Genomic DNA, 23,090 nt, shown 5'->3' with positions numbered 1-23,090 from the left:
CGTCTCCGGCCCTTTCTGTCAAGCACCGACGCGCCGCGGAACGGTTAAGACACGGTAGGATCGGTGATGCCTGGGTTTTCTCCCGGGTGCCGCGAGTGTCTGCGAAGCCGGTCCGCAAATCCGGCGCTGTCCCGCAACTGTGAAGCCCGCCGCGCCGACGGTGGGACGAGCCAGGTCGCCAGCCTCGCGGCCCGGATTCGTCCTCGGTTGAAGGGCGGTTCGCGGGGCGGGACATCGCCCACGCGCCCTTTCGCCGTGGTGAAGGAGGCGTGAGATGAAGTACTTCCCCCGGCTTGCCGTGCTCGCGGCCGTGCCGATGGTGCTGGTGGCGTGCGGTGGCGACGACGAAGCATCGGACGACGCGGGCGCAGGCGGCGAGACGCCTGCCGCGGACGAGGCGTCGTTCCCGGTGACGGTGGGGGAGGGCGAGACCGCGGTGGAGATCCCAGCGGAGCCGGACCGGATCGTGTCGCTGTCCCCGACCGCGACGGAGATGCTGTTCGCCATCGACGCGGGTGATGCCGTGGTGGCCGCGGACGAGTACTCGGATTACCCGGAGGACGCGCCGACGACGGACCTGTCCGGCTTCGAGCCGAACGTGGAGGCGATCGTCGGGTACGACCCCGACCTGGTGGTGGCGTCCGCCGACCCGGGTGATCTCGTTGCCGGACTGTCCGAGCTGGAGGTGCCGACCCTGATCTTGCCACCGGCGAGGTCGCTCGAGGATACGTACGCCCAGATCGAGCAACTCGGCGTCGCCACCGGCAACGTGGGTCCGGCGGCTGAGCTGGTAGCCGGGATGCGCTCCGACATCGAGGAGATCACCGCGGAGGTGCCCGACGACGCCGAGGAGGCCACGTACTTCCACGAGCTGGATGCGAACCTCTACACCGTGACCGGCTCGACGTTCGTCGGGGAGCTGTACACGTTGGCCGGCATGACCAACATCGCCGACGACGCGCCCGGCTCCGGGGGCGACTACCCGCAGCTGTCTCCCGAGTTCATCGTCAGCGCCGACCCGGACATGATCTTCTTCGCCGACGGTGCCGAGGGCGGCGTCACCGTCCAGGACATCGCCTCGCGCCCGGGGTGGGACGCGCTGACCGCCGTCCAGCAGGACCGCGTGTTCGAGGTCGACAGCGACATCGCGAGCCGCTGGGGGCCGCGCGTGGTCGACTACGTCCGGTTCCTGGTGGACCAGCGCGTGGCGTTGCTCGAACCGGTCGGATGAGAACCGTCGTCACCCCTTCCGTCGACACTCCGGAGCCTCAGCCAGGGCTGAGGCCGGTACGGTTGCCGCGCCGGTGGCTGCTGCTCGCCACCGGCGTGCTCGGACTCGTGGTGCTGTTGGCCATGGTGACCGGTCCGGCCGGTCTGCCGCTGCGCTCGGTACTGGTCGAGATGGTGAATCAGCTTCCGGGGGTGGAACTCGACGGCGGGCTGGACGAGCGGGAAGCGGCCGTGCTGTGGAAGCTGCGCGCACCGAGAATCGTGCTCGGCATGCTGGTCGGCGGGATGCTGGCGATGGCGGGGGCCGGGTATCAGGGCGTGTTCCGCAATCCGTTGGCCGATCCGTACCTGCTGGGTGTGGCCGCCGGGGCGGGGCTCGGCGCGACGTTCGCCATCGTCTCCGGCGGCGGTCGCCTGCTGGTACCGCTCGCGGCGTTCGCCGGCGGCATCGCCGGGGTGGCGGCGACCTACGCGCTCGGGCGGAGCGTGGGCGGCCGCAGCACGACATCGCTGATCCTTGCCGGGGTCGCGGTGGCCGCCTTCCTCACGGCGCTGCAGACCTACATCAACCAGCGCAATGTGGAATCGCTGCGCGAGGTGTACGGCTGGATACTGGGCCGGCTGCTCACCGCCGGATGGGGCGAGGTGCTCACGGTGCTCCCGTACATCGCCGTCTCGACGGTGGTACTGCTCGCCCATCGTCGCCTGCTGGACGTCCTCAGCGTCGGCCAGGACGAGGCGGGCACACTCGGGGTGCCGGCCGGACGGGTGCGGCTCTTCGTGGTGCTGGCCGCGACGCTCGGCACCGCGGCCGCGGTTGCGGTGAGCGGCCTGATCGGGTTCGTGGGGATCGTCGTGCCGCACATCGTGCGGATGCTGGCCGGTACCTCGTATCGGATCGTGCTGCCGCTCTCCGCGGTGTTCGGTGCGGCATTCCTGGTCAGCGCCGATCTCGCGGCGCGGACGCTGATCTCGCCGGGCGAACTTCCGGTCGGTGTGGTGACGGCGTTCATCGGCGCGCCGTTCTTCACGCTCGTCTTGCGGACCTCGCGGAGGGTGTGGTGAGCGGACTCCATCTTCATCAGGTCGGCGTCTCGCTGCTGGAGAACCGGGTGGTCGACGACGTCTCCCTGTCCATCCCGGCGGGCAGCTGGATGACGCTGGTCGGCCCGAACGGTGGCGGGAAGTCGACGCTGCTGCGCGCCGTGGCGGGTTCGGTGGACTACGACGGCGATATCGAGTTCGCCGGCACACAGCTACGTGGGATGCGGTCGCGGGGACGTGCCCGGACGGTGGCCGTCGTCCCGCAGGAGCCGGCACGGCCGGCCGGGATGACGGTGCTCGACTACGTTCTGCTCGGCCGGACTCCGTACGTGTCCTATCTGGGCGTGGAATCCGCGGAAGACCTCACGGTCGTCGGTGAGTTGCTGGAGACGTTGGAGTTGAGCGCCCTCGCATACCGCGCGGTCACGTCGTTGTCCGGTGGCGAGTTCCAACGCGCCGTGCTCGCCCGTGCCCTGGCGCAGCAGGCGCCGCTGCTGTTACTCGACGAGCCGACCAGCTCGCTTGATCTCGGGCACGCGCAACAGGTGCTGGAGCTGGTCGACGAGTTGCGCGGGGAACGCGGCCTGACCGTGGTCAGCGCGCTGCATGATCTGACGATGGCGGGCCAATTCGCCGACCACCTGGTTCTGCTCGCGGGCGGTCGTGTCGCGGCCCAGGGTGCCGCGCACGACGTACTCACCGAGGAGCTGCTCGGCGCGCATTACGGTGCTCGCGTGCGGATTCTCGCCGACCCGCAGGGCGGCGTCGTGGTGGTGCCGTTGCGCGAGGCGCGTTCGCAGTCCGACGGGAAGATCCACGACGGCCGGGCCGGAGTGGCCTAGACACGGAACCGCCTCGCTCGCAAAGGCGGGCGAGGCGGTATCCACGGTGCGGGGTGGGTAGGGCGTGAGCCGCACCGCTGTTACGAGGATGCGCCCTGGCGTAGTCCCAGCGCAATCCCTGGAACCAAGTCGTTGCCAAATCTCTGCCTGGCACGCGATCAGCCGGGTACGGCGCCGACCCCGCCGGTGCGGTTCTGATGTCTGGCGGTCGCCCGCTGGACGTCCTGCTCCAGCAGGTAGCCGTTGAGCGCGATCGCGGCCGCTGAGCCGGCACCGGCAGCGGTGACGACCTGGGCGCGTGGGTCGACGACGTTTCCTGCCGCCCAGACCCCGGGCACACTCGTCCGGCCGCCGGGATCGGTGACCACCCAGCCGTTCTCTCCGACGGCGCAGCCCAAGCCGGTCAGCAACACGTCATTGGGGATGAAACGGGGAGCGACGAAGACCGCAGCCCGCGGTACGGTACGGCAGCCGTCGACCTCCACGCCGCGCAGCCGGCCGTCCTGCACCACCAGGCCGGTCACGACGCCGTCGGCGATCCGCACATCGTTGGCGATGAGTCGCGTGCGCTCGTCGTCGCTGAGCTCGATGCGATGCGGGAAGAACGTCACGTCGGTGGAGAACCGCCGGAGCAGGAAGGCTTGATGCAGGGAGAACTCCCGGACGTCACCGCCCAGCACGCCGAGCGCCGTGTCGCGCACTTCGTAACCGTGACAGTACGGGCAGTGCAGCACATCGGATCCCCATCGCTCCCGCACTCCAGGGATCTCAGGCAGCTCGTCTCGTAGCCCTGTGGCGACCAGAACGGCGCGCGCATGCAGCACGCTGTCCGTAGCCAACCGCACGGCGAACCGTCCGTCCCCGGACCTTTCGATGTCGCGGACCTGGTCGGCGAGGATCCGCCCGCCGTAGCGGTGCACCTCCTCCCGGCCGATGCTGAGCATGTCGGACGGCGACGATCCGTCCCGGGACAGGAAACCGTGCATGTGCTCGGCCGGAGCGTTGCGCGGCTCGCCCGCATCCACCACTGCCACCGCGCGTTGTGCCCGGGCCAGCACCAGCGCGGCGTTCAACCCCGCTGCTCCGCCGCCGATCACGGTCACGTCATAGTCCATCGCGTTCATCGGGAACCACCTCCGTGGCCGACCCTGCTCCGGCGGATGCTGAGCCGACAACTTGTGTTGCTGTTTCCGGGACAGCTGCGATGGAATGTACGGGTGGATCAGATGCCTGCCATCGCCAGCGTGCTGGCTGACGTGGGGCCGCGCCTGAAGCGTCTGCGTACGCAGCGCGGCGTGACTCTGGCGGAACTCGCCGAACGAACTGGGATCTCCAAGAGCACGCTGTCACGACTGGAGTCCGGGCAGCGACGGCCGAGCCTGGAGCTGCTGCTCCCGATCTCGATGGCGCACCAGGTTCCGCTGGATGAGTTGATCGCGGCGCCGCGGGGGGAGGACCCGCGCATCCGGCCGCGGCCCCGGAACACTGACGGGCGCACCATCCTTCCGCTCACCCGACAGCCGGCGGCGGTGCAGGCATACAAGATCACGATTCCGCCGGGGCAGAGCGAGCCGGATCTCCGCGTGCACGATGGGTACGAGTGGATGTATGTCCTGTCGGGCCGGTTACGCCTGCGCTTGGCGGAGCATGACCTGATCATGGGCGCAGGCGAGGCGGCCGAGTTCGACACGCGCGTCCCGCACTGGTTCGGCAGCACGGGCGCCGGCCCGGTGGAGATTCTGAGCCTGTTCGGTCAGCAAGGTGAGCGGATGCATGTCAGGGCCAAGCCGCGCGCACCAGGTCGGCGCAGCGTGACCTGACCGCGGTCAGCAGCACATTCCGGGCCACGCGGAAGCAGCCGGTGCAGCCAACAGCCCGACGGTGAGCGCGGCCATCAGTGTGGCCGCGACGGCGAGTGCACGTCGCATGAGTCACCCCCTCTCGTCGTGCCGGCAGCGCACCTGAGCGGCTACCGGTGAAGACCAATCGTTACCACAGTCCCCGCCGGCGCGCATCACGAACGGCCGTGCGGAACGATGATCCCAACCCACATGCAACAACGCCTCGACAGGCCTGTCAATGGTGCACGGCGCATTACACCCCGCGAAGTCCGCGCCGGGTTCCACCCCCGGACCTGACCGAACGGACCAGGCTCGCCGACGCTCTCGCCGACGGACGCGACGTGGGATATCTCTACGCTCAGCGCCTAAGCGTCGTCGGATTGGTCGTGGTCGGTGAGTGCAAGCCGAACGAGTTCGGTGCGGGAGCTGATGCCGGTCTTCTGGAAGATCTTGCGTAGGTGGTAATCGACCGTCCGCGGGCTGAGGAACAGCTGCGCGGCGACCTCACGGTTGGTTGAGCCCTCGCTGACGGCGAGCGCGATCCGGCGTTCCTGGGGAGTAAGTGTCGCCATGAGAGACGGTCGGCGTCGAGGGCCGGAACCGCCGGCTGCGCGCAGCTCATTTCGCGCACGATCGGCCCACGACGACGCACCGAGCCGACGGAATGTGTCCAATGCGGCCTTCAGATGGGTTTGGGCTTCGGCCCGCCGCCGTTCTCGCCGCAGGTGCTCGCCGAAAAGCAGTTCGGTCCTGGCCAGCTCGAAAGGTGTGGCGGACTCGTCCATCATTCTCAGTGCATGTTCGAACTCGCCGTCCACGTCGACGCCGGATGCCACGAGAGCGCGGCATCGGGCGGTCATGGCCTGCAGAAACGGCGAGGAGATCCGCATGGTCCAATCCTCGAATCGCTGCAAGTACTCGGATGCTCGCTCAGTCTGATCGGATCGGGCGAGCGCTTCGATGAGTTCAGGCACGCTGTGCATGGCCAGCCCCGACTGCACGGGCGACAGGCCGCGCGATTGCATCGTCTCGTAGTGCCGGACGGCTTCATTGTTGTTGCCGCCGACCAGTTCGAGGTGGCCAAGACTCAGATGTGCGTAACCAAGGCTGTCGGCCAGCCGTCGCCGGCTGGCCTCGGCGAGAACGTCCTCCGCCAGCTTGCGTGCTGTGTCCTGGCCCTGCAGGACACCCAGCCACGCAAGCATCGTCCGGTGCCGGCACGCTGTGTTCTCCTGCCCGGTCTCGGTCGCGAGGCGGAAGCCTTCCTCAGCGAACGCCTCGGCGATGGTGAATCGACCGTTCGCCAGTTCATCCAAGACCACGAACTCCAGTGACCAGGCCAGCGTGCCGGCGGCACCGACTGCACGGGCGCGCTTCACCGCCTTCCGCAGCAGCCGACCCCTCAGACCGTGCTCGCCCAGTGCCCAGCTCATGCCGGCTGCTCTGGTCAGCTTGATCGGGTCGCTGAGGTCGACGATCGCCTCAAGATCACCAGGACGCAGGTATGGGTCCTGCGCCGTGCGTGCGTGGATGCTTGCACGCAACAGTCGGAGCAGGGCGTCCTCGGCACTGTTGCCGCCGAGATCGACTGAATCGAGCCATTCGCCGATCTGGGCCCAGACGTCAGGACTGTTCGTCCGGTATCCCACTTCGCCGTAGAGGAGCAGCAATGGCAATGCGCAGCGGACGTCGCGCCGGAGGGCGTGGGGAATGACGGGCCGCAGAACATCGAGGGCGTCAGCGGGGAAACCGACGCTGGACTCCAACAGCGCACGCAACTCTGCCCGCCCGAACTGCGCGACGTCGGGCAGCTCGTCGAGTTCCTCTGCCTGGCTCAATAGCTCCCGGGCTTGCGCGATGTCACCGCCATGCCAGTACGCGACCGCTGCATCCAGGAGGCGGCGACCACGTTCCTGGTCTGACTCACTGAGTTCGGCTGCTCGTGCTAAGGCGGCAGCGCTGGCTGCCTGTCCACCGCGCTGCACGGCCTGCGACGCGGAGCGCTCCAGCTCGCGTGCGGCCGCCTCATTCCGGCCGTGGGCAGCCTGTCCCAGGTGCCACGCATAGCGGTGGAGCTCGCTCTGATGGTCGCGCAGTGCCATGGCGAGCGCGCGGTGTACGGCGATGCGCTCGGACGCGGGTGCTGCGTGATAGATCGCGGCACGCATCAGCGGATGGTGAAACCGGATGTGTGCAGCGTCGTAGTGCACGAGGTCGCTCAGCTGACTGATCGTGGCGTCATTAGCTCTGATTCCCAGCTGCTCCGCCGCGGCGGAGATCGTCTCGAGATGGCCGGACCCGTCGGCGGCGAGGAGGAGAAGCAGGCGCTGCGCGTGCTCATCGTGCTGGCGGGCTCGCGCCAGGAATGCGTCTCGGAGCCGTGCTGTCAGTGGAATCGGCTCGTTGAGCCCAACTTGTCGCACGGCATGCGGAAGCTCTTGGAGGGCCAGCGGGTTGCCGTTCGCCACCGCGAGAATCTTGCGACGCTGGGCTTGGGTGAGGCGGCCACGATCATGCTCGGCGAGCAGTTCTGCTGCGGCGTCAAGGTCCAAGCCGGCCAGTGGTAGCTCGACGGCACCCTGGAAGTCTTGGTGGTCACCTTCTCCTGAGCGCATGGCCAGCAACACACCGATCGGTTCGTTCTGGAGCCGACGTACGGTAAACGACAAGGCGCTCAGACTCGCCTTGTCTGCCCACTGCGCATCGTCCACCAGGCAGAGGACAGGGCTGTCGACGGCGGCCTCCGATAGTAATGACAAGGTGGCCAGGGCGACGAGGAACCGATCAGGTGCTGGTCCATCGGACCGGCCAAGGGCGACGCCGAGAGCGCGAGCCTGGTGTGGCGGTAGCTTGTCGAGCCGGCCTGCGACAGGTAGTAGCAACCGGTGCAACGTGGCGTAGCCGAGGTCAGACTCCGGCGGAACACCATCGGTGGTCAGCACCTGCATGCCGACTGCGTGATCGGCGGCGTCTCGCAGCAGCGCGCTCTTACCGATTCCGGCCTCTCCCGTCACACACATGCCGCCACCGCGACCGGCGCGCACCTTGTCGAGTAGCTCACGAACGAGAGCCTGTTCATGCGATCGACCGAGCAACACGCTTCCCAGCTTACGGAGCTGAGGGAGGTCATCACGTCGATGATCTCTTCACCATGCCGCCTGGTACTCCAGCGGAAATGTCGGATTCGCGAACTCAGGCCGCCGTGACCGAGGACTGTTCAAGACCGGCGATTTCGCTGATCCAACGTGTCCCTGCGGCACATAGTGTCGAGCGATGACATGCACGCTCTCCAGACCGCCTGGACCGGTCGACGGTAGCTCGTTGGTCTGACAACGAACGTCTCGGCCCTGAGTGAATCGCTTCCTCCCGCTCAGGGCTCCCTACCCACCTTCAACCTGCCCACGTGAGGCCGGTGGTTCCACCACCGGTTCAGGAGTTCATGCGTCAGCGAACCAAAGCAAAGGAGCCTTTTATGGCCAAGGTCGTCAACTCTACCTTCGTCAGTCTCGACGGCGTCGTGAACCACATGGACAAGTGGCACTTCGACTATCTCAGCGACGAGTCCGACCAGCTGGCGATGCGGCAGCTGAGTGCTGCGGATGCGCTTCTGATGGGCCGAAGGTCCTACGAGGTCTACGCCGGCGCGTGGCCGGGACGAGACGGTGAGTATCCGGACCGGATCAACGCGATGCGGAAATACGTCGCCTCGACAACGCTCACCGACCCGGAGTGGAACAACACCCAGGTCCTGTCCGGCGACCTCGTGGAGTCCGTGGCCCGGCTCAAGGACGAGCACAGCGGCGACATCCTCATGCATGGTTACGGCCCGGTAGCACAGGCAATGATCCGCGCCGGGCTGCTCGACGAGCTGCACCTGTGGTACCACCCGGTGCTGGCGGGGGTGGGCGGACCCGACGACGTTTTACTGACCGAGGGCCTACATGCCGTCTTCCGAACCACAGGCGCCGAGGTGTTCGACAACGGCATCGTCGTGATGTCGATGGTCAAGCGCGATGACTGATTACAGCCAGTTCGTCAAGAAGCTGCCCCTGCCTGACGGCTTCGAGGCGCCCCACGAGCTCAGGTATGACGACCTGGTCGCGCGAGCGATCACCCGCGACGACGTGGCTGAGGATGTGCGCGGTATCAACGCCAGCATGGACCTGATCCGCCGCACCAGGGGCGGAAGGTGGCCCACCGAGCCGGTGACCGAGAGCGAGATCATCGTCGACGAGTATTGGCACGAGTGTGAATTCCGGGACAACAAGTCGTTCACCTACGTGCTGCGCGACGACGCAGGTGGCTACCTGGGCTGCGCGTATCTGTACCCGATGGGTCTGCGGCGCCCGCTGACCGAGGACCTCGCCGTATACGACGTCGACGTCAGCTGGTGGGTCACTCCCGACGCGTACGCGACCGGCTACTACGAGAAGGCCTACCGCGGCCTGCGGCGGTGGGTGGTGAAGGACTATCCGTTCACCCGCCCCTTCTACTCCAACGTCGAGAGACCGCCGGAGGATCGAGGTGCCCACTGAGGGGTTCGTCAAGCAGCCCGCGGCGGCAACGAGAACCGCGGTTCTGATCCTCGCTACCATGACGACCGGACTCACCGCGGGCGTCTTCGCGGACTGGTCGAATGCGATCATGCCGGGCCTACGTGAGGTCGACGACCGCACGTTCGTCACCGCCTTCCGTTCGCTTGATTCTGCGATCACCAACCCGTTGTTCCTCGGTGTGGGATTCATGGGCGCCCTGATTCTCACCGGCCTCGCCCTCGTGTTGCATCTTGTCGGCGGACATCGACGCGCGTCGACCTGGATCGGGCTGGCGCTGATCCTGTATCTCGCGGTGCTGGTGATCACCTTCGGCGTCCATGAGCCGCTCAACGCGAGCTTGCGGGAGGTTGCAGAGCCCACTAGCGCCGCCGATTTCACAGCCGCACGCGCCCGCCTCGAGGAGGCGAGCTGGACGGCATGGAACACAGTGCGGGCAGCTGCCTCGATATTCGCCTTCGGATGCCTGGCCTGGGCGGTGGCGATCCATCGGCAGCAGGTCTGCGGGCCACGCTCGGCCTCGTGGGATCGAGGGCGGCCCGATGCGGCCACGAGAACACCCCGCCCACAATCGTGAAGGTTGGAGATGCGATGCCAGAAGAACGTCAGTACACGAGTGAGGACCGGACGGGCCCGGGCGCCGGAGTGATCACCCGTCGGGGCGTGTTGCGCGCTGCCTCGGCCGGCGCGGCGCTCGGCGCGATGGGTTCAGTGGCTCCGGGTTTCGCAGTCCCGGCTCCGGCCGCGGAGGACCGGGCGGCGAGCGTGGTCCGGAGCTGGCTGGATCGGACGGCGCGTCCGCTTGCGGGCACGGACCCAGCTCTGCCAACGCGCGATTTGCGCGCGCTGGACAGGCTCGTGCGGCGGGCGGCGGTGATCGGGCTCGGGGAATCCGCTCACGGCACCCACGATCAGTTCGTTCTCAAGCACCGGTTGATCCGCCACCTGGTACGGGAGCACGGCGTCCGGACGGTCGCCTGGGAGGACGCCTGGGGAGCGTGCGTACCCGTTGATCGCTACATCACCGGAGGAGTAGGGGACCCCCGGGCAGTCCTTGCGCAGGCAGGCTACAACCTGCAGAACACGGCGATGCTGGACCTGATGGCCTGGCTGCGCGCTTTCAATACCCGCAGGCGGCCGGCCGACCAGGTGCGGTTCGTCGGAGCCGACGTCGTTCAGCTGCGGCCGGTCCAGTTCGACGAGCTCCAGCGTTACGTGGACCATGCCGCCCCGGACCAGGGTCAGGCACTCGCCCGCCACCTCTGGGAACTTCGGATCCGCGACAACCACGTCCGGTGGTACCGGGAGCAGCCTGCGGCCGAGCAGCAGCGGCTGATCACACATGCCCGAGCTGTGCAGGACCTCGTCCGGAGAGTTCCCATCGAAGCGGCGGCACCGGTATCGCGGTTAGACGTCGATCTGCACGCCCTTGCGCTGCTGGGGTTCTATGAGTCGAGCACCGAGAACGGCGACATGCAGGACCTGCGGGATCTCTACATCACCCTGATCATCGAACGCTGGCGCGCGAACGATCCGCGGCCCATGATCTACAGCGCCGCGCACGTGCACACCGTGGCCGCGGAGAAGCAGATCATCTCGTTCCCGCCCGTGCCCGCGTTGCCGCGGAAGATGGCCGGGGGCCGGCTGCGCGCCGCACTCGGTGAGCGATATGTGAGCATTGCGCTCACGTTCAACCACGGAGAGATCCTGGCAGGGTGGCACACGGGCCAGCCGGACGTGTTCTCCGTGCCCGTCCCACCGGCCGGCTTCGTGGACCACGAACTCGGGATGTGCCGTTACCCCGACTACATCCTCCCGCTCGGGCGCCCAGCACCAGCCCGGGTCCGTTCGTGGCTTCATCAGGACGGAACACTGCGTGTCATCGGAGGCGCCATGTACGACCCCGACCGTGATGCGGAGTACTACACGATCGTCCCGGACTGGAGCACCGGGTTCGACGCAATCCTCCACCTCAGAAGCGTGTCCGCCAGTCGCATGCTTTGACACACAACACCTTCCGCACTACGCGGTATCGCGCGCAGCGGTGCGAGAGGTCAGAGACCGAGCAGGATGCCACGAGACGATGTGAAGAAACCGGAGAAATCATGCCGAGGAAGTCCAAGCGGCCCGAGACGGCTGCGACGATTGAGCTCCCGCACGGCACCGTGGCCTACCGGTCGGCCGGCCCTGAGGACTCGGCCGCGCCGCCGGTTGTCTTCGTCCACGCCTTTCTCGTGGACGGCTCAGTCTGGTCGGAGGTCGCCGACCTGCTCGCGGCACGCGGAATCCGGTCATACGCACCCGATTGTCCGCTCGGGGCCCATCGCACACCCCTTCGTCGTGATGCAGATCAGTCGCCTCGCGGCATCGCGAAGCAGATCCTCGCGTTCCTGGAGGCGCTCGACCTGCGCGATGTCACTCTGGTGGGCAACGACACCGGGGGCGCGCTGTGCCAGTTTCTGATCGATACCGATCCCAGCCGGATCGGGCGTCTTGTGCTCACCAACTGCGACGCATTTGACACGTTCCCGCCCTTCCCGTTCAGCATCATCTTCCGCCTCCTCAGCGGTTCCCGGCGGATGTGGTTCAACCTGCAACCGATGCGTGCCCGCGCTTTCCGGCACTCACCCCTCGGGTTCGGCCTGCTGGCCAACCGGATCGATCCCGACCAGGCCCGGGCGTGGGTCGAGCCGTGTCTGACCGATAAGGAAATCCGCGAGGACGCCGTGCGGTTCCTTCGTGCTGCCGACCCGCAGGATCTGCTCGACGTGTCGACCAGGCTGCACCGGTTCGACGGCCCCGCCCGGATCGTGTGGGGGATGGCCGACCGCGCGTTCCGCCCCAGCCTCGGCAGGCGTCTGCAGCGAGTGTTCAAGGACGCTGAGTTCGTTGAGGTTCCGGGGGCGAAGACGTTCGTCCAGCTCGACGCACCAGGCATGCTGGCCGACCAGATCGACGCCATCTCGATGAGCTCGCGACTTGGGCCGATCGAGGAAGCCGACTGATTCACGCAACCACGTCCAAGTCGGCGGCGTGCTCGACGTCAACGCCAAAGCCACGTACAAGAAGGGCCATGGCGCCGTTCTCGAGGAGCGACCCAAGACCGCTGCCGGTTGGCGTGTCATCGCCCTTCCGGACCACATTGTCGAGCCGTGCCGCCGACGCATGGCCATGACCTGGCGCGCCAATGAACACGACCTGCTCTTCCCGACCCGTACCTGCGGAGTGCGTCTGCCGACCAACGCCGATCGCGCTCTGCGCATAGCCCTCGACCGCATCGGCGGCTACGACTGGGTCACTTCTCACACATTCCGCAAGACCGTCGCCACCCGCCTCGACCAGGCCGGTCTCACCGCCCGCGAGATCGCCCACCACCTCGGCCACGAAGACCCCAGCATGACCCAAAACGTCCATATGGGACGGGGTGTGGCTTCCACACGCGCCGCTACCGTGCTCAGCGCGACAAAATGAACCACTGTCAGAAGGTGCTGGCGGGCCATGGTCAAGTCCAGAGTGAGCAGATCGGTGCCGCTACGATGCGGTCGGCCAGCGGATAGAGACGCGGTCCTGAGTGCAGGATGGCACCCCCGATGAAGCGGTCGCCGAGTTCGTCTCGGAGCCATTGGAGGTGCTTGGTGTCTTTCAAACCAGGGCCGCTGCTGGCCTTGATCTCGAAACCGAAGACGTTGCCACCGGCGTACTCGACAATGATGTCGACCTCGTGTCTTCCCTGCTCGGTGCGCAGGTGGTAAAGGCTGGGTTCGGTTTGGCATACGGTCGCCTCAACGCGTAGTTGCGCCATGACGAATGTGTCGAGCACCCGTCCCAGCAGGTCGCCGTCTCTACGCACTCCAGGCACATCCACTCGCAGCACGGCACCGACGACGCCTGGGTCGATGATGTACCTCTTCGGCATCTGTATCAGACGCTTGAGCCGGTTCGTCCACCAGGCAGGCACTTCGTCCGCGACCAGTAAGTTCGCGAGCAGCCGGTCGTAGGCGAGTGCGGTCTTCCGGTTGACGCCGGCATTCTCATACAGCGTCCTGGCTTCGGCAACGCCCGCCGTGTTCAGGCACAAAGCATGCAGATAGCGGCGCAGGCGTACAGGATCACGCCCACCGTGCCGAGCGCGCATCTCCGCCGATCTCACGCTCAGTCAGGCCATACATCTGCACTCGAAGTGCGCGGCCTGTCATAGGCCAACCCTCGCCTTCGAGCTCCGATCGCACCGACCCGGTGATCAAGAAGTTATTTGGGCCAGGCCGCGAATCGACTGCCCGCTTGACCGCGGTCATGACCTCGGGCACCAGCTGCCATTCGTCTAGCAGCACCGGTCTTGCGAGCTCCAGCGCGCCATCGGGATCGGCGCGAACGGCCGCGGCTTCAGCTGTCCAGCCGGACGATTGTGCGAGCATGACGAGCAGCAGTGGTTGTTTCCCGCACGCACGAGGTCCCACGACCAATACTGCAGGGAATCCGGCCAGCAGCTCCTCGATTAGCGGATCGACAAGCGAGCGACATAAGACGTAGCCATGCGGCGATGCTACCGCTCTCCCGCAGGGTTCAGTACCTCTCTCCCGCACTTGCCGATACCGCTCGAACGCATTGCCTCATACTCATCCCACGCAGAAGTAGGAGCTTCGCGTTGGTCGCATCAACCGGCGGGGCAAGGCGTGATGCCGACCACTCAATGTCGTGTTTGCGGGGTGAAGTGATTCATGGTCGTAACGTGGTTGGCAAAAACTGAATAATGGCTGGCCACAAGCCGCTGACCAGCCATTTTCGATGTGTGCCCTCGGCAGGATTCGAACCTGCGACTTTCTGCTCCGGAGGCAGACGCTCTATCCCCTGAGCTACGAGGGCCGGGAACCGCAGCTAGGCTATCAGGACATCGGGCCAGATCCCCAATCAGGCCGTGGTGAGGATCCTCGGGCCGTCCGCCGTGATGGCCACGGTGTGCTCCACGTGCGCTCCACGGCTGCCGTCCATGGTGCGTATGGACCAGCCGTCGTCGTCGACGTAGTAGCCGTCGTCGCCGCCAGCCATCAGGCTCGGTTCGATGGCGATGACCAGCCCGGGCTTGAGCGGCCAGCCGCGACCGGGCCGCCCTTCGTTGGGCACGAAGGGGGCCTCGTGCATCGCCCGGCCCACCCCGTGGCCGCCGAAGTCGTTCTGGATGCCGTAACCCGCGCCGCGGCCGATGAGCGACATCGCGTGGCCGATGTCGCCCATCTTGCCGCCGGGTTGTGCGGCCGCGATGCCGGCGGCGAGCATGCGCTCCGTCGTCTCCAGGAGCTTCTCGTCCGCCGGATCCGGGGTGCCGACGATGAAGCTCACGGCGGCGTCGGCGTGCCAGCCGTCGATGTGCGCGCCGAAGTCCACGCCGAGAAGGTCGCCGTCCCGCAGCCGATATCCGGTCGGGATCCCATGCAGCATGACGTCGTTGACCGATGTGTTCAGCACGGCGGGGTAGGGGGTCGAGGCGAAACCCGGACGGTAGCCGAGAAAGGACGACGCCGCGCCGGCACTCTCCATCACGTCGCGCGCGACGTCATCGAGCTCCAGCAGGGACACTCCGACCGCCGCATGTGCCCGGACGGCCGCGTGTACCGCCGCGACGACCCGCCCGGATGCGGCGATGGCGTCGATCTCGCCTGGTGTCTTCAGCTCAACCATGAGGTGTCCTTCGGTGGTATTGAGATCAGGTAGTCGCCCTGACGTGCAGTATCCAATAACTATACCGCCCGACGCCAGGCGCGCCGCCGTGACACCTTGCACGCCCGCGACACGACGAATGAGATGCTGACCCGATGGCGCGCAACAGCAATGACCGGATGCCCCACCGGTCACATGCACGCTCCTCACATCCGGGCGGCGGACGCCGCGCGGCCGCCGCCTCCCGCTCGCGGCTCGAGCGGCGCCGACGGCAACGCAACAGCCGGTACGGCCGCTTTCTCGGCTTCGCGTTTCTGGGCAGTCTGGTCCCGGGTGTCGGGCTCGTGGCCGCGGGTCGACGTCGCTCGGGCGTAGCGCTGCTGGTTCTCGTCGGACTGCTGGCCTGCTCGGCCGGCGCCGTCCTCGTGCTGGTGCCCCTCAACGAACTCGCGTCCTACGGTGGCGACCGGGAGAAACTGCTCTACATCGGCGTGGGCACGGCCGCGCTGGCCGTACTGTGGCTCCTGGCGGCGCTCGTCTCGCACCGCTCGCTGGAGCCGGACGGGCTCCCGGCGCCGAAACGTCTGACCGGTGCCGTCGTCGTCGTACTGGCTGTCTCCTGCGTCATCGCCCCGATGTCGCTCGCCTCCCGCAACGCCTTCACTCAGCGGGATCTCATCTCTTCCATCGCGGCCGACGACGACGAGGAAAGCCAGACCACGCCCAAGGACATCGACAAGAAGGACCCGTGGGCCAACAAGCCGACGCTGAACTTCCTCTTGCTCGGCGCCGACGTGGGCTTGGGCCGCGAAGCCGAGGAATACGGCGTGCGCGTCGACACGCAGATCATGGCCAGTATCGACACGGCCACCGGCGATACCACCCTGATCTCACTGCCGCGGAACCTCAGCCAGATGCCCTTTCCTGAGGAGAGCCCGCTGGCTGAGTACTACCCCTACGGGTACATCGACCAGACCACGGCCGACCCGCTGAACGGCAACTCCATGCTCAACTCCGTGTACAACAACATCCCCGCGTTGTACCCGGACCTGGAGGTCTCCGCCTCTGATGCGAACAAGTGGGCCGTCGAGGGCGCGCTCGGACTCGACATCGACTATTACATGATGGTCAACCTCGACGGGTTCTCCGCCATCATCGACGCGCTGGGCGGGATCACCGTCGACGTCTCCGAGCCGGTGCCCATCCACTACGGCGAGCCGGATGCGTACTGTCAGTCCCGCGCCAGCTACATCGAGGCCGGTGCCCAGCACCTCGACGGCAGCCACGCGCTGATGTACGCGCGGTCCCGATGCGGCAGCAGCAACTACAAGCGGATGGAGCGACAGCAGTGCGTCATCCGGGCCATCATCGACGAGGCCCAGCCGCAGAAGCTGCTGACGCAGTATCAGAGCCTCGCCTCCGCGACGAAGAACATGGTCAAGACCGACATCCCGGCCGACCTGTTCCCGGACGTCATCGATCTCACCATGAAGATCCAGGGCGCCGAGATCGAGAACCTGAGTATCAATGACGACTTCTTCGCCGAGCACGGCGGCGAGGCCGCGAATCCGGATTACGAGGGGCTACATGCTGCCGTGGCGGAGGTGCTCGAAGATCCGGTCGACGAGCCCGACGCGGAGTCTCCCGAGGACGCCGGCGATCCGCCGTCCGATGACGGATCCGGGACCGACGGCGAGGCCGGCGAGGACTCGTCTGGAGACGACGGGCTCGCGGGAGAATCGGATGACGGCCCGCCCGGGGGGACGGACGTCGAGCATGGGGATGCCGACGGCGACGCGACGGGAACCTCGGACACGGACGACGGCACGGACGACGGCACAGGCTCGTCCGAGTCGGAGTCCGAGGCGGACGGCGACGACGGCGACGACGGCAGCGGCGATGACGACGGGGACGAGGGTTCCGGCTGCTGACCCTGAGACGCAGGAACGACTTCGCGTTATCGACATCCGGTGAACCACCTCACCACGGCCCACGTGCGACATGAGCCCATCAGGCGTCGGATGCAGCGGTATTAGTATCGCCTCTATGGTTCGAGTGCCGTTGAGCGTATCCGAGCGCGACCGTGGCGAGCGGCTCGGGCAGGCGCTGCGTGCCGCGCGTGGCGAGCGGAGCATCGTCGACGTCGCGAGCGAGGCGGGCATTTCTGCCGAGACGCTGCGCAAGATCGAGCGTGGCCGGATCCCGACCCCGGCGTTCTTCACCGTCGCCGCGGTTGCGGACGCGCTCGGCCTGTCGCTCGACAGCGTCCTGTCTCAGGTGATGGACCAGGTGGCCCACGGGGGCGACAAGGAGCCCACGGTAGTGACTACCCTTGCGGGGTGACCCCAGAACAGCTTTCCCAAGCGGTGCGTGACGTCCTCGCGGCCGCGACCGACGAAGGAGACATCACCCTTCCCGGCGGTGTGCCGGACGAGATCACGATCGAGCGGCCCCGCAACCGCGAGCACGGCGACTACGCGACCAATGTCGCCATGCAGCTGGCCAAGAGGGCCGGCACCAACCCGCGCGCGCTGGCGGAGCTGCTCGCCGGGAGGTTGCGCGAGGTCGCCGGGATCGACCGGGTCGACGTGGCCGGGCCGGGCTTTCTCAACATCACCGTCTCCGCCGCCGCCCAAGGTGAGCTGGCGCGCTCCATCGTGGCCGCGGGCGCGACGTACGGACGCGGCGACGTGCTCACCGGCACCCGGATCAACGTGGAGTTCATCTCCGCGAACCCGACCGGGCCGCTGCACCTGGGGCATGTCCGCTGGGCCGCCGTCGGTGATGCGATCGCCCGGGTGCTGGAAGCCGCGGGCGCTGAGGTCACCCGCGAGTTCTACATCAACGATCGCGGCGTGCAGATGGACCATTTCGGCGCCTCGATCATGGCCCGCGCGCACGGCCAGGCTGTGCCGGAGCAGGGTTATCACGGCGAGTACATCACCGACCTGGCGCAGGCGATCCTCGCCGCGCGGCCGGACGTGATCACGTTGCCGGACGACGAGCAGCTGGTCGTCTTCCGGGAGGAAGGGTACAAGCTGCAGCTCGCCGAGCAGCAGCGCCAGCTCGAGGAGTTCCGGACACATTTCGACGTCTGGTTCTCCGAGCGGACACTGCACGACTCCGGCCAGGTGGAACACGGGCTGGACGTGCTGCGCAAGCACGGCCACCTGTTCGAGGCCGACGGCGCGCTGTGGATGCGGACCACGGACTACGGGGACGACAAGGACCGCGTGCTGATCAAGCAGGACGGGTCTTACACCTACTTCGCCTCGGACACCGCGTACTACGTGGACAAGCGTGAGCGCGGCTTCGACATCTGCCTGTATCTGCTCGGTGCCGACCACCACGGCTACGTGGGCCGGCTGAAGGCGATGGCGGCGTGTGCGGGCGACGACCCGGACTACAACATCGAGATCCCGATCGGGCAGCTGGTGAAGATCATGCGGGAGGGCCAGGAGCTGCGGCTGTCCAAGCGGGCCGGATCCATGCTCACTCTCGGTGAGGTGGTCGACGCGGCCGGTGTCGACGCGCTGCGGTACTCGTTGTGCCGGTACCCGGCGGACTCCCCGCTGACGCTGGACGTCGCGCAGATCACCAAGCAGACCTCGGACAATCCGGTGTTCTACGTGCAGTACGCGCACGCGCGGCTGTCCTCGATCCTGCGTAACGCCGACGAACTCGGCGTCGACCGCGGCGAGCTGCGGCCGGAGCTGCTCGAGCACGAGCGAGAGTCGCTGCTGCTGGCCGCGCTGGGCGAGTTCCCGCGCGTGGTCGCGACGGCGGCGGAGTATCGCGAGCCGCACCGGATCGCCCGGTATCTGGAGGAGACCGCGTCGACCTTTCACAAGTTCTACGACGTCTGCCGGGTGCTGCCGATGGGTGACGAGGAACCCAATGACGTGCACCGGGCCCGGCTCTGGCTGGTCGAGGCCACCCGGGTCGTGGTCGCGAACGGTCTGGCGATGCTCGGCGTCGCGGCTCCGGAGCGGATGTGATGCACACACATGAGGCGGGCGCGCTGCACGCCGAGGCCGGGCAGCGGCGGCACCCGTCCTGGCTGCGGATCCCCGAGGATGTCAACGCGCTGTATCCCGGGCTGTGGTCGGCGACCGTCATGCGCGGCGACGACGGCGCCCTGCGCGTGGCCGGGATCGACGTCCGGGCGCTGGCGGCCGAGCACGGCACGCCGGTCTACGTACTCGACGAGCTCGACTTCCGTTCCCGCGCCCGAGCATTCCGGGACGCGTTCTCCGGTGCGTTCGCGGCCATCGACGGCGGGGCCGACGTCTACTACGCCGGTAAGGCGTTCCTCTGCACCGCGGTGGCGCGGTGGATCGCCGAAGAGGGCCTGAATCTGGACGTCTGCTCCGGTGGTGAGCTTGCGGTCGCGCTGCGTGCGGGCTTCCCTGTAGAGCGCATCGGTCTGCACGGCAACAACAAGTCGGTCGCCGAGCTGTCTCGTGCGGTCGACGCCGGAATCGGCCGGATCATCGTCGACTCCTTCGACGAGATCTCCCGGCTCGGCTCGATCGCGGAGGAGCGCGGCGTGCGCGTTCCGGTGATGCTCCGGACGACGGTCGGGGTGGAGGCGCACACGCACGAGTACATCGCCACCGCCCACGAGGATCAGAAGTTCGGATTCTCCATCGCCGGCGGAGCGGCCGCGCAGGCGGTGCGGCGCATTCTCGCCGAGCCGTCGCTGGAGCTGATCGGGCTGCACTCGCATATCGGGTCGCAGATCTATGACACCTCCGGATTCGAAGTGGCCGCCCGCCGCGTCCTGGGACTGCATGCCGAGATCCGCGACGAGCACGGCGTCGAACTCGCCGAGCTGGACCTCGGCGGTGGTTTCGGCATCGCCTACACCAGCCAGGACGATCCCCAGCCCGCCGAGGACCTGGCCGCCGGTATGGCCGCGATCGTTCAGCACGAATGCGCCGGATACGGTCTGGCCGTCCCGCGCATCAGCATCGAGCCGGGCCGCGCCATCGCCGGGCCGAGCACGTTCACGCTGTACGAGGTGGGCACGATCAAGGCGGTCGAGCTGGACGGTGGTGCGGTACGCCGCTACGTCTCGGTCGACGGCGGCATGAGCGACAACATCCGCACCGCGCTCTACGACGCCGACTACTCCTGTACCTTGGCCTCGCGCCGTTCGGAGGCGGAGCCGGTGCTGGCCCGCGTCGTCGGCAAACACTGCGAGAGTGGCGACATCGTCGTGCGGGACGAGTTCCTGCCGGCGGACGTCGAGCCAGGTGATCTGATCGCGGTGCCGGGAACCGGCGCCTACACCCGGAGCATGGCCAACACCTACAACCACGTTCCGCGTCCGCCGGTCGTCGCGGTCCACGCCGGCGAGTCGCGGGTGATCGTCCGGCGTGAGACCGAGGACGACCTGCTCACCCTCGACGTCGGCTGACCCGGCCCACCCGTACATGCGTCCTGCACCGGGTGCGTCACGGCACGCACTCCGCCGCCGGGCGCTAGCCGACCCGCTCGGCTGCGGACAGGTCGCGCAGTAGCCGGCCGATGTGAGAACGGCCGGCGGCCTCGGCGAGGACGGGGTCGCCGGACTCCAGGGCGTCGACGATTCGGCGGTGTTCCGTCACCGCCTGTGGCATGCCGCCAGGCGAGCGATGTGTCGTGTACATCGCCAGCCTGATCTGCCGCTGGAGCAGCTCGAGCTGCGTGGTCAGCCGGGTGTTCCCGGCGAGCTCCCGGATGCGGGCATGGAAGCGCATGTCCAGCTTGTAATGGGTTTCGACGTCGCCTGCCTCCACTGCGGCCGCGTGCTGCGCCAGCAGGTCGCGGAGCCCGTCGACGTCCTGGGGGCTCATCCGTCGGCTGGCGAGCCGGCAGGCCAGTCCCTCGAGCGCCTCCCGGACCTCGTAGATCTCGACGAGCGAGGCAGCGTCCACATCGGCGACGACGGCGCCCTTGTTCGGCTCGAAATGCGCGAGCCCTTCGTACGTGATGCGGGCGATGGCCTCGCGCGCGGGGCTCCGGCTCACCCCGAGCCGCTCCGCGACGTTGGGTACCGACAGTCGCGTCCCCGGTGCGAGCTCGTGCTCGAGGATGGCCGCGCGCAGCGTGAGATAGGCCCGTTCGGCTAGGCCACGCTCCTGATTGCTCGTCTCGGTCGTCATCACACCTCCGCGAAATTACATGTAATTAGGCAGCATACCGTGGTTTCGTGATGACGTAGTAGCAGGATCGGGCTTGAAATTGCATGCAATCTCTCGTAGCGTCCCGACACAACGTCGATCGAAAGGGCGCTTGAGATGACAACGACCACCGTGGCTCGTTCCGCCCCACGGCGCCGGTCACCGGCGTCCGGCTCGCTGAGCGGTACCACCCGCCGAGTCGGGCTCGGCATTCTCGGTGCCGCGCTGGCGATCGGAGTCTGGTACCTCGTGTCCGTCTCCGGGATCGTCTCCGGGCGCGGCATTCCTCGTCCCGACGAGGTGGTGTCGGCGGGCCGAATCCTGTTCACCGAGCAGGATCTGCTGTTCGACGTCCGGGTCAGCATGACCCGGGTCTGCATCGGCGTCACCGTCGGCTCGCTGCTCGCGTTGCCGATCGGGTTCCTGCTCGCTTGGTATCCGACCCTGCGTGCGATGGCCGAGCCGCTGGTCAACTTCTTCCGGGCGTTGCCGCCTATCGCACTTGTGCCGCTCGCGATCGTCTACATCGGCATCGGTGAGGACGCCCGGATCTCGATCCTCGTCTATGCCTCGTTCTTCGCGGCGGTGATCGTGCTGTTCGAGGGCATCTCCAGCATCGACCCGCTGCTGGTGCGGGCGGCCAGAGTGCTCGGCGCCAATCGGTGGGAGGTGTTCGCCCGCACCGTGGTGCCGGCGTCCATCCCGCACCTGTTCACCGCCGTGCGGGTGGCTCTCGGCGTCTCCTGGGCCACGGTCGTCGCCGCCGAGCTCGTCGCCGCGCAGCGCGGCCTCGGCGCGGCCGTCCAAGACGCGGCGACCTTCTACCGGATCCCTGACATGTTCGTCGGCATCGCCATGATCGGCTTCGCCGCCCTCTTCATGGACCTGGTCCTCAAGCTCGTCCAGTCTCGGCTCACTACCTGGCAGGAGAAGACGCGATGACCCTCACCGCAGAGGCGAACCACGCGACCGCATCCGACCGCATCGTCTTCGACGGGATAGGCAAGCACTACACGCGCGATGGCGACCACCTTCAGGTGCTGGACGACTGCTCGTTCACCGTCGAGCCCGGCGAGTTCGTCTCCGTGATCGGCCCGTCCGGCTGCGGCAAGACGACGCTGCTGAACATGGCGGCGGGCTTCACCAGCCCAGACGACGGATCGGTCCGGGTGGGCAGTGCCGTCGTCGACGGCCCGCATCCATCCCGCGGCGTCGTCTTTCAGCAGTACGCGATCTTCGGATGGCTCACGGTGGCGAAGAACATCGAATACGGTCTGACCCTGCGCGCCAACCGCCGGCCCAAGGCCGAACGGAAGGACGTGGTGCAGCGGTATCTGGACCTGATGGGCCTCGAACGGTTCGCCTCGGCGTATCCGAAGGAATTGTCCGGCGGGATGCGCCAGCGCGTCGCCATCGCCCGCGCCTACGCCACGGATCCACGGGTGCTGCTGATGGACGAGCCGTTCGCCGCGCTGGACGCACAGACCCGCGAGCGCATGCAGGAGCTGCTGCATGAGACGCAGCTGTCCGAGCGGCGCACGGCGCTGTTCATCACCCACAGCGTCGAGGAGGCGATCTTCCTGTCCAACCGGGTGGTGGTGCTGAGCGCGCGCCCGACGGACGTGCGCGAGGTCGTCGACGTCGCCATACCGGCGCCTCGGTCGGCCGAGACGCGGTTGTCTCCGCAGTTCGTCGAGCTGAGGAGACATCTCGAGGAGCTGCTGCGCTCGGAGTCCGTGGAGCGTGTGCGATGAGGGT

The 23,090-nt window shown here is 67.4% G+C and carries 22 protein-coding genes, 1 tRNA gene and 1 riboswitch; of the genes, 16 read left to right on the top strand and 7 right to left on the bottom strand.

Going from position 1 to position 23,090, the window contains the following annotated elements:
• Positions 1 to 55 precede the first annotated feature (55 nt).
• A riboswitch (cobalamin riboswitch) is annotated at positions 56 to 201 on the top strand.
• A 73-nt stretch (positions 202 to 274) separates the two neighbouring features.
• The 3 genes from G1H10_RS20350 to G1H10_RS20340 are packed head-to-tail and all read left to right on the top strand — an operon-like array spanning position 275 to position 3,116.
• Positions 275 to 1,231: an ABC transporter substrate-binding protein gene (locus G1H10_RS20350; protein WP_174264532.1), complete on the top strand. Its 957-nt coding sequence runs from the start codon at positions 275 to 277 to the stop codon at positions 1,229 to 1,231.
• Positions 1,228 to 2,295 carry a FecCD family ABC transporter permease gene (locus tag G1H10_RS20345; protein ID WP_163741163.1) on the top strand — a complete coding sequence of 356 codons (1,068 nt, stop codon included), beginning with the start codon at positions 1,228 to 1,230 and terminating at the stop codon, positions 2,293 to 2,295. Before G1H10_RS20350 ends, G1H10_RS20345 begins: the two co-directional genes overlap by 4 nt.
• Entirely contained in the window at positions 2,292 to 3,116 is an 825-nt protein-coding gene (locus G1H10_RS20340; RefSeq protein ID WP_216853478.1) for an ABC transporter ATP-binding protein, read from the top strand. The genes G1H10_RS20345 and G1H10_RS20340 overlap by 4 nt, the downstream gene beginning before the upstream one ends.
• A gap of 158 nt (positions 3,117 to 3,274) precedes the next feature.
• Here G1H10_RS20340 and G1H10_RS20335 read toward each other — a convergent pair whose 3' ends face one another.
• Positions 3,275 to 4,240 (bottom strand): NAD(P)/FAD-dependent oxidoreductase, encoded by a 966-nt coding sequence (locus G1H10_RS20335; protein WP_163741161.1) that lies wholly within the window; start codon positions 4,238 to 4,240, stop codon positions 3,275 to 3,277.
• Between the two features lie 102 nt (positions 4,241 to 4,342).
• On the opposite strand from G1H10_RS20335, the gene G1H10_RS20330 reads away from it, so the two are divergent.
• Positions 4,343 to 4,936, top strand: a complete 594-nt coding sequence (locus G1H10_RS20330; RefSeq protein ID WP_163741330.1) for a helix-turn-helix domain-containing protein — start codon at positions 4,343 to 4,345, stop codon at positions 4,934 to 4,936.
• 386 nt (positions 4,937 to 5,322) lie between these two features.
• Here the strand turns inward: G1H10_RS20330 and G1H10_RS20325 are convergent, their stop codons facing one another.
• Positions 5,323 to 8,055, bottom strand: coding sequence for a helix-turn-helix transcriptional regulator (locus tag G1H10_RS20325; RefSeq protein ID WP_163741160.1), 2,733 nt, complete (start codon positions 8,053 to 8,055; stop codon positions 5,323 to 5,325).
• 374 nt (positions 8,056 to 8,429) lie between these two features.
• Here G1H10_RS20325 and G1H10_RS20320 point away from each other — a divergent pair, with 374 nt between their 5' ends.
• The 6 genes from G1H10_RS20320 (at position 8,430) to G1H10_RS20295 (ending at position 12,981) form a co-directional block, all read left to right on the top strand.
• On the top strand, positions 8,430 to 8,978 hold the full coding sequence (locus G1H10_RS20320; RefSeq protein ID WP_163741158.1) for a dihydrofolate reductase family protein: 549 nt from the start codon (positions 8,430 to 8,432) through the stop codon (positions 8,976 to 8,978).
• Positions 8,971 to 9,492 carry a GNAT family N-acetyltransferase gene (locus G1H10_RS20315; RefSeq protein WP_163741157.1) on the top strand — a complete coding sequence of 174 codons (522 nt, stop codon included), beginning with the start codon at positions 8,971 to 8,973 and terminating at the stop codon, positions 9,490 to 9,492. Before G1H10_RS20320 ends, G1H10_RS20315 begins: the two co-directional genes overlap by 8 nt.
• A 58-nt stretch (positions 9,493 to 9,550) precedes the next feature.
• On the top strand, positions 9,551 to 10,087 hold the full coding sequence (locus G1H10_RS20310) for an anthrone oxygenase family protein (protein WP_163741155.1): 537 nt from the start codon (positions 9,551 to 9,553) through the stop codon (positions 10,085 to 10,087).
• 14 nt (positions 10,088 to 10,101) lie between these two features.
• Positions 10,102 to 11,514, top strand: a complete 1,413-nt coding sequence (locus G1H10_RS20305) for an erythromycin esterase family protein (protein ID WP_163741153.1) — start codon at positions 10,102 to 10,104, stop codon at positions 11,512 to 11,514.
• A gap of 101 nt (positions 11,515 to 11,615) precedes the next feature.
• Positions 11,616 to 12,515 carry an alpha/beta fold hydrolase gene (locus G1H10_RS20300; RefSeq protein ID WP_163741151.1) on the top strand — a complete coding sequence of 300 codons (900 nt, stop codon included), beginning with the start codon at positions 11,616 to 11,618 and terminating at the stop codon, positions 12,513 to 12,515.
• A 28-nt stretch (positions 12,516 to 12,543) separates the two neighbouring features.
• Positions 12,544 to 12,981 carry a tyrosine-type recombinase/integrase gene (locus tag G1H10_RS20295; protein ID WP_163741149.1) on the top strand — a complete coding sequence of 146 codons (438 nt, stop codon included), beginning with the start codon at positions 12,544 to 12,546 and terminating at the stop codon, positions 12,979 to 12,981.
• 31 nt (positions 12,982 to 13,012) lie between these two features.
• Here G1H10_RS20295 and G1H10_RS32475 read toward each other — a convergent pair whose 3' ends face one another.
• The 4 genes from G1H10_RS32475 to map all read right to left on the bottom strand — a co-directional run bounded on the left by G1H10_RS32475 (position 13,013) and on the right by map (position 15,186).
• Positions 13,013 to 13,645 carry a DUF4143 domain-containing protein gene (locus G1H10_RS32475; RefSeq protein WP_216853476.1) on the bottom strand — a complete coding sequence of 211 codons (633 nt, stop codon included), beginning with the start codon at positions 13,643 to 13,645 and terminating at the stop codon, positions 13,013 to 13,015.
• Positions 13,620 to 13,925, bottom strand: a complete 306-nt coding sequence (locus G1H10_RS35090) for an AAA family ATPase (RefSeq protein ID WP_376778644.1) — start codon at positions 13,923 to 13,925, stop codon at positions 13,620 to 13,622. Before G1H10_RS35090 ends, G1H10_RS32475 begins: the two co-directional genes overlap by 26 nt.
• Before the next feature lie 375 nt (positions 13,926 to 14,300).
• Positions 14,301 to 14,373: transfer RNA gene (locus G1H10_RS20285), tRNA-Arg, on the bottom strand.
• Between the two features lie 45 nt (positions 14,374 to 14,418).
• The gene (map, locus tag G1H10_RS20280; RefSeq protein WP_163741147.1) at positions 14,419 to 15,186 is read right to left on the bottom strand and encodes a type I methionyl aminopeptidase; all 768 of its coding nucleotides are present in this window, start codon (positions 15,184 to 15,186) and stop codon (positions 14,419 to 14,421) included.
• 134 nt (positions 15,187 to 15,320) lie between these two features.
• On the opposite strand from map, the gene G1H10_RS20275 reads away from it, so the two are divergent.
• From G1H10_RS20275 to lysA, 4 genes are all read left to right on the top strand, one after another.
• Positions 15,321 to 17,096: an LCP family protein gene (locus G1H10_RS20275; RefSeq protein ID WP_163741145.1), complete on the top strand. Its 1,776-nt coding sequence runs from the start codon at positions 15,321 to 15,323 to the stop codon at positions 17,094 to 17,096.
• Between the two features lie 115 nt (positions 17,097 to 17,211).
• Entirely contained in the window at positions 17,212 to 17,508 is a 297-nt protein-coding gene (locus G1H10_RS20270) for a helix-turn-helix domain-containing protein (RefSeq protein WP_163741143.1), read from the top strand.
• Complete coding sequence (argS, locus tag G1H10_RS20265) at positions 17,505 to 19,163, top strand: arginine--tRNA ligase (RefSeq protein ID WP_163741141.1); 1,659 nt, start codon at positions 17,505 to 17,507, stop codon at positions 19,161 to 19,163. The genes G1H10_RS20270 and argS overlap by 4 nt, the downstream gene beginning before the upstream one ends.
• Complete coding sequence (lysA, locus tag G1H10_RS20260; RefSeq protein ID WP_163741139.1) at positions 19,163 to 20,587, top strand: diaminopimelate decarboxylase; 1,425 nt, start codon at positions 19,163 to 19,165, stop codon at positions 20,585 to 20,587. Before argS ends, lysA begins: the two co-directional genes overlap by 1 nt.
• Positions 20,588 to 20,651: 64 nt before the next feature.
• On the opposite strand, the gene G1H10_RS20255 is transcribed toward lysA, so the two are convergent.
• Complete coding sequence (locus G1H10_RS20255) at positions 20,652 to 21,314, bottom strand: GntR family transcriptional regulator (RefSeq protein ID WP_163741138.1); 663 nt, start codon at positions 21,312 to 21,314, stop codon at positions 20,652 to 20,654.
• Positions 21,315 to 21,449: 135 nt separating this feature from the next.
• Here G1H10_RS20255 and G1H10_RS20250 point away from each other — a divergent pair, with 135 nt between their 5' ends.
• Together G1H10_RS20250 and G1H10_RS20245 are read left to right on the top strand one after the other, a co-directional pair.
• The gene (locus G1H10_RS20250) at positions 21,450 to 22,274 is read left to right on the top strand and encodes an ABC transporter permease (protein WP_163741136.1); all 825 of its coding nucleotides are present in this window, start codon (positions 21,450 to 21,452) and stop codon (positions 22,272 to 22,274) included.
• Entirely contained in the window at positions 22,271 to 23,086 is an 816-nt protein-coding gene (locus tag G1H10_RS20245; protein ID WP_163741134.1) for an ABC transporter ATP-binding protein, read from the top strand. Before G1H10_RS20250 ends, G1H10_RS20245 begins: the two co-directional genes overlap by 4 nt.
• Positions 23,087 to 23,090: the final 4 nt, after the last annotated feature.

This window comes from Phytoactinopolyspora halotolerans, from assembly GCF_010550675.1.
Taxonomy (GTDB): Bacteria; Actinomycetota; Actinomycetes; order Jiangellales; family Jiangellaceae; genus Phytoactinopolyspora; species Phytoactinopolyspora halotolerans.
Note: the sequence above shows the minus strand (reverse complement) of the source record. Positions and strands in the feature narration are given on the sequence as shown.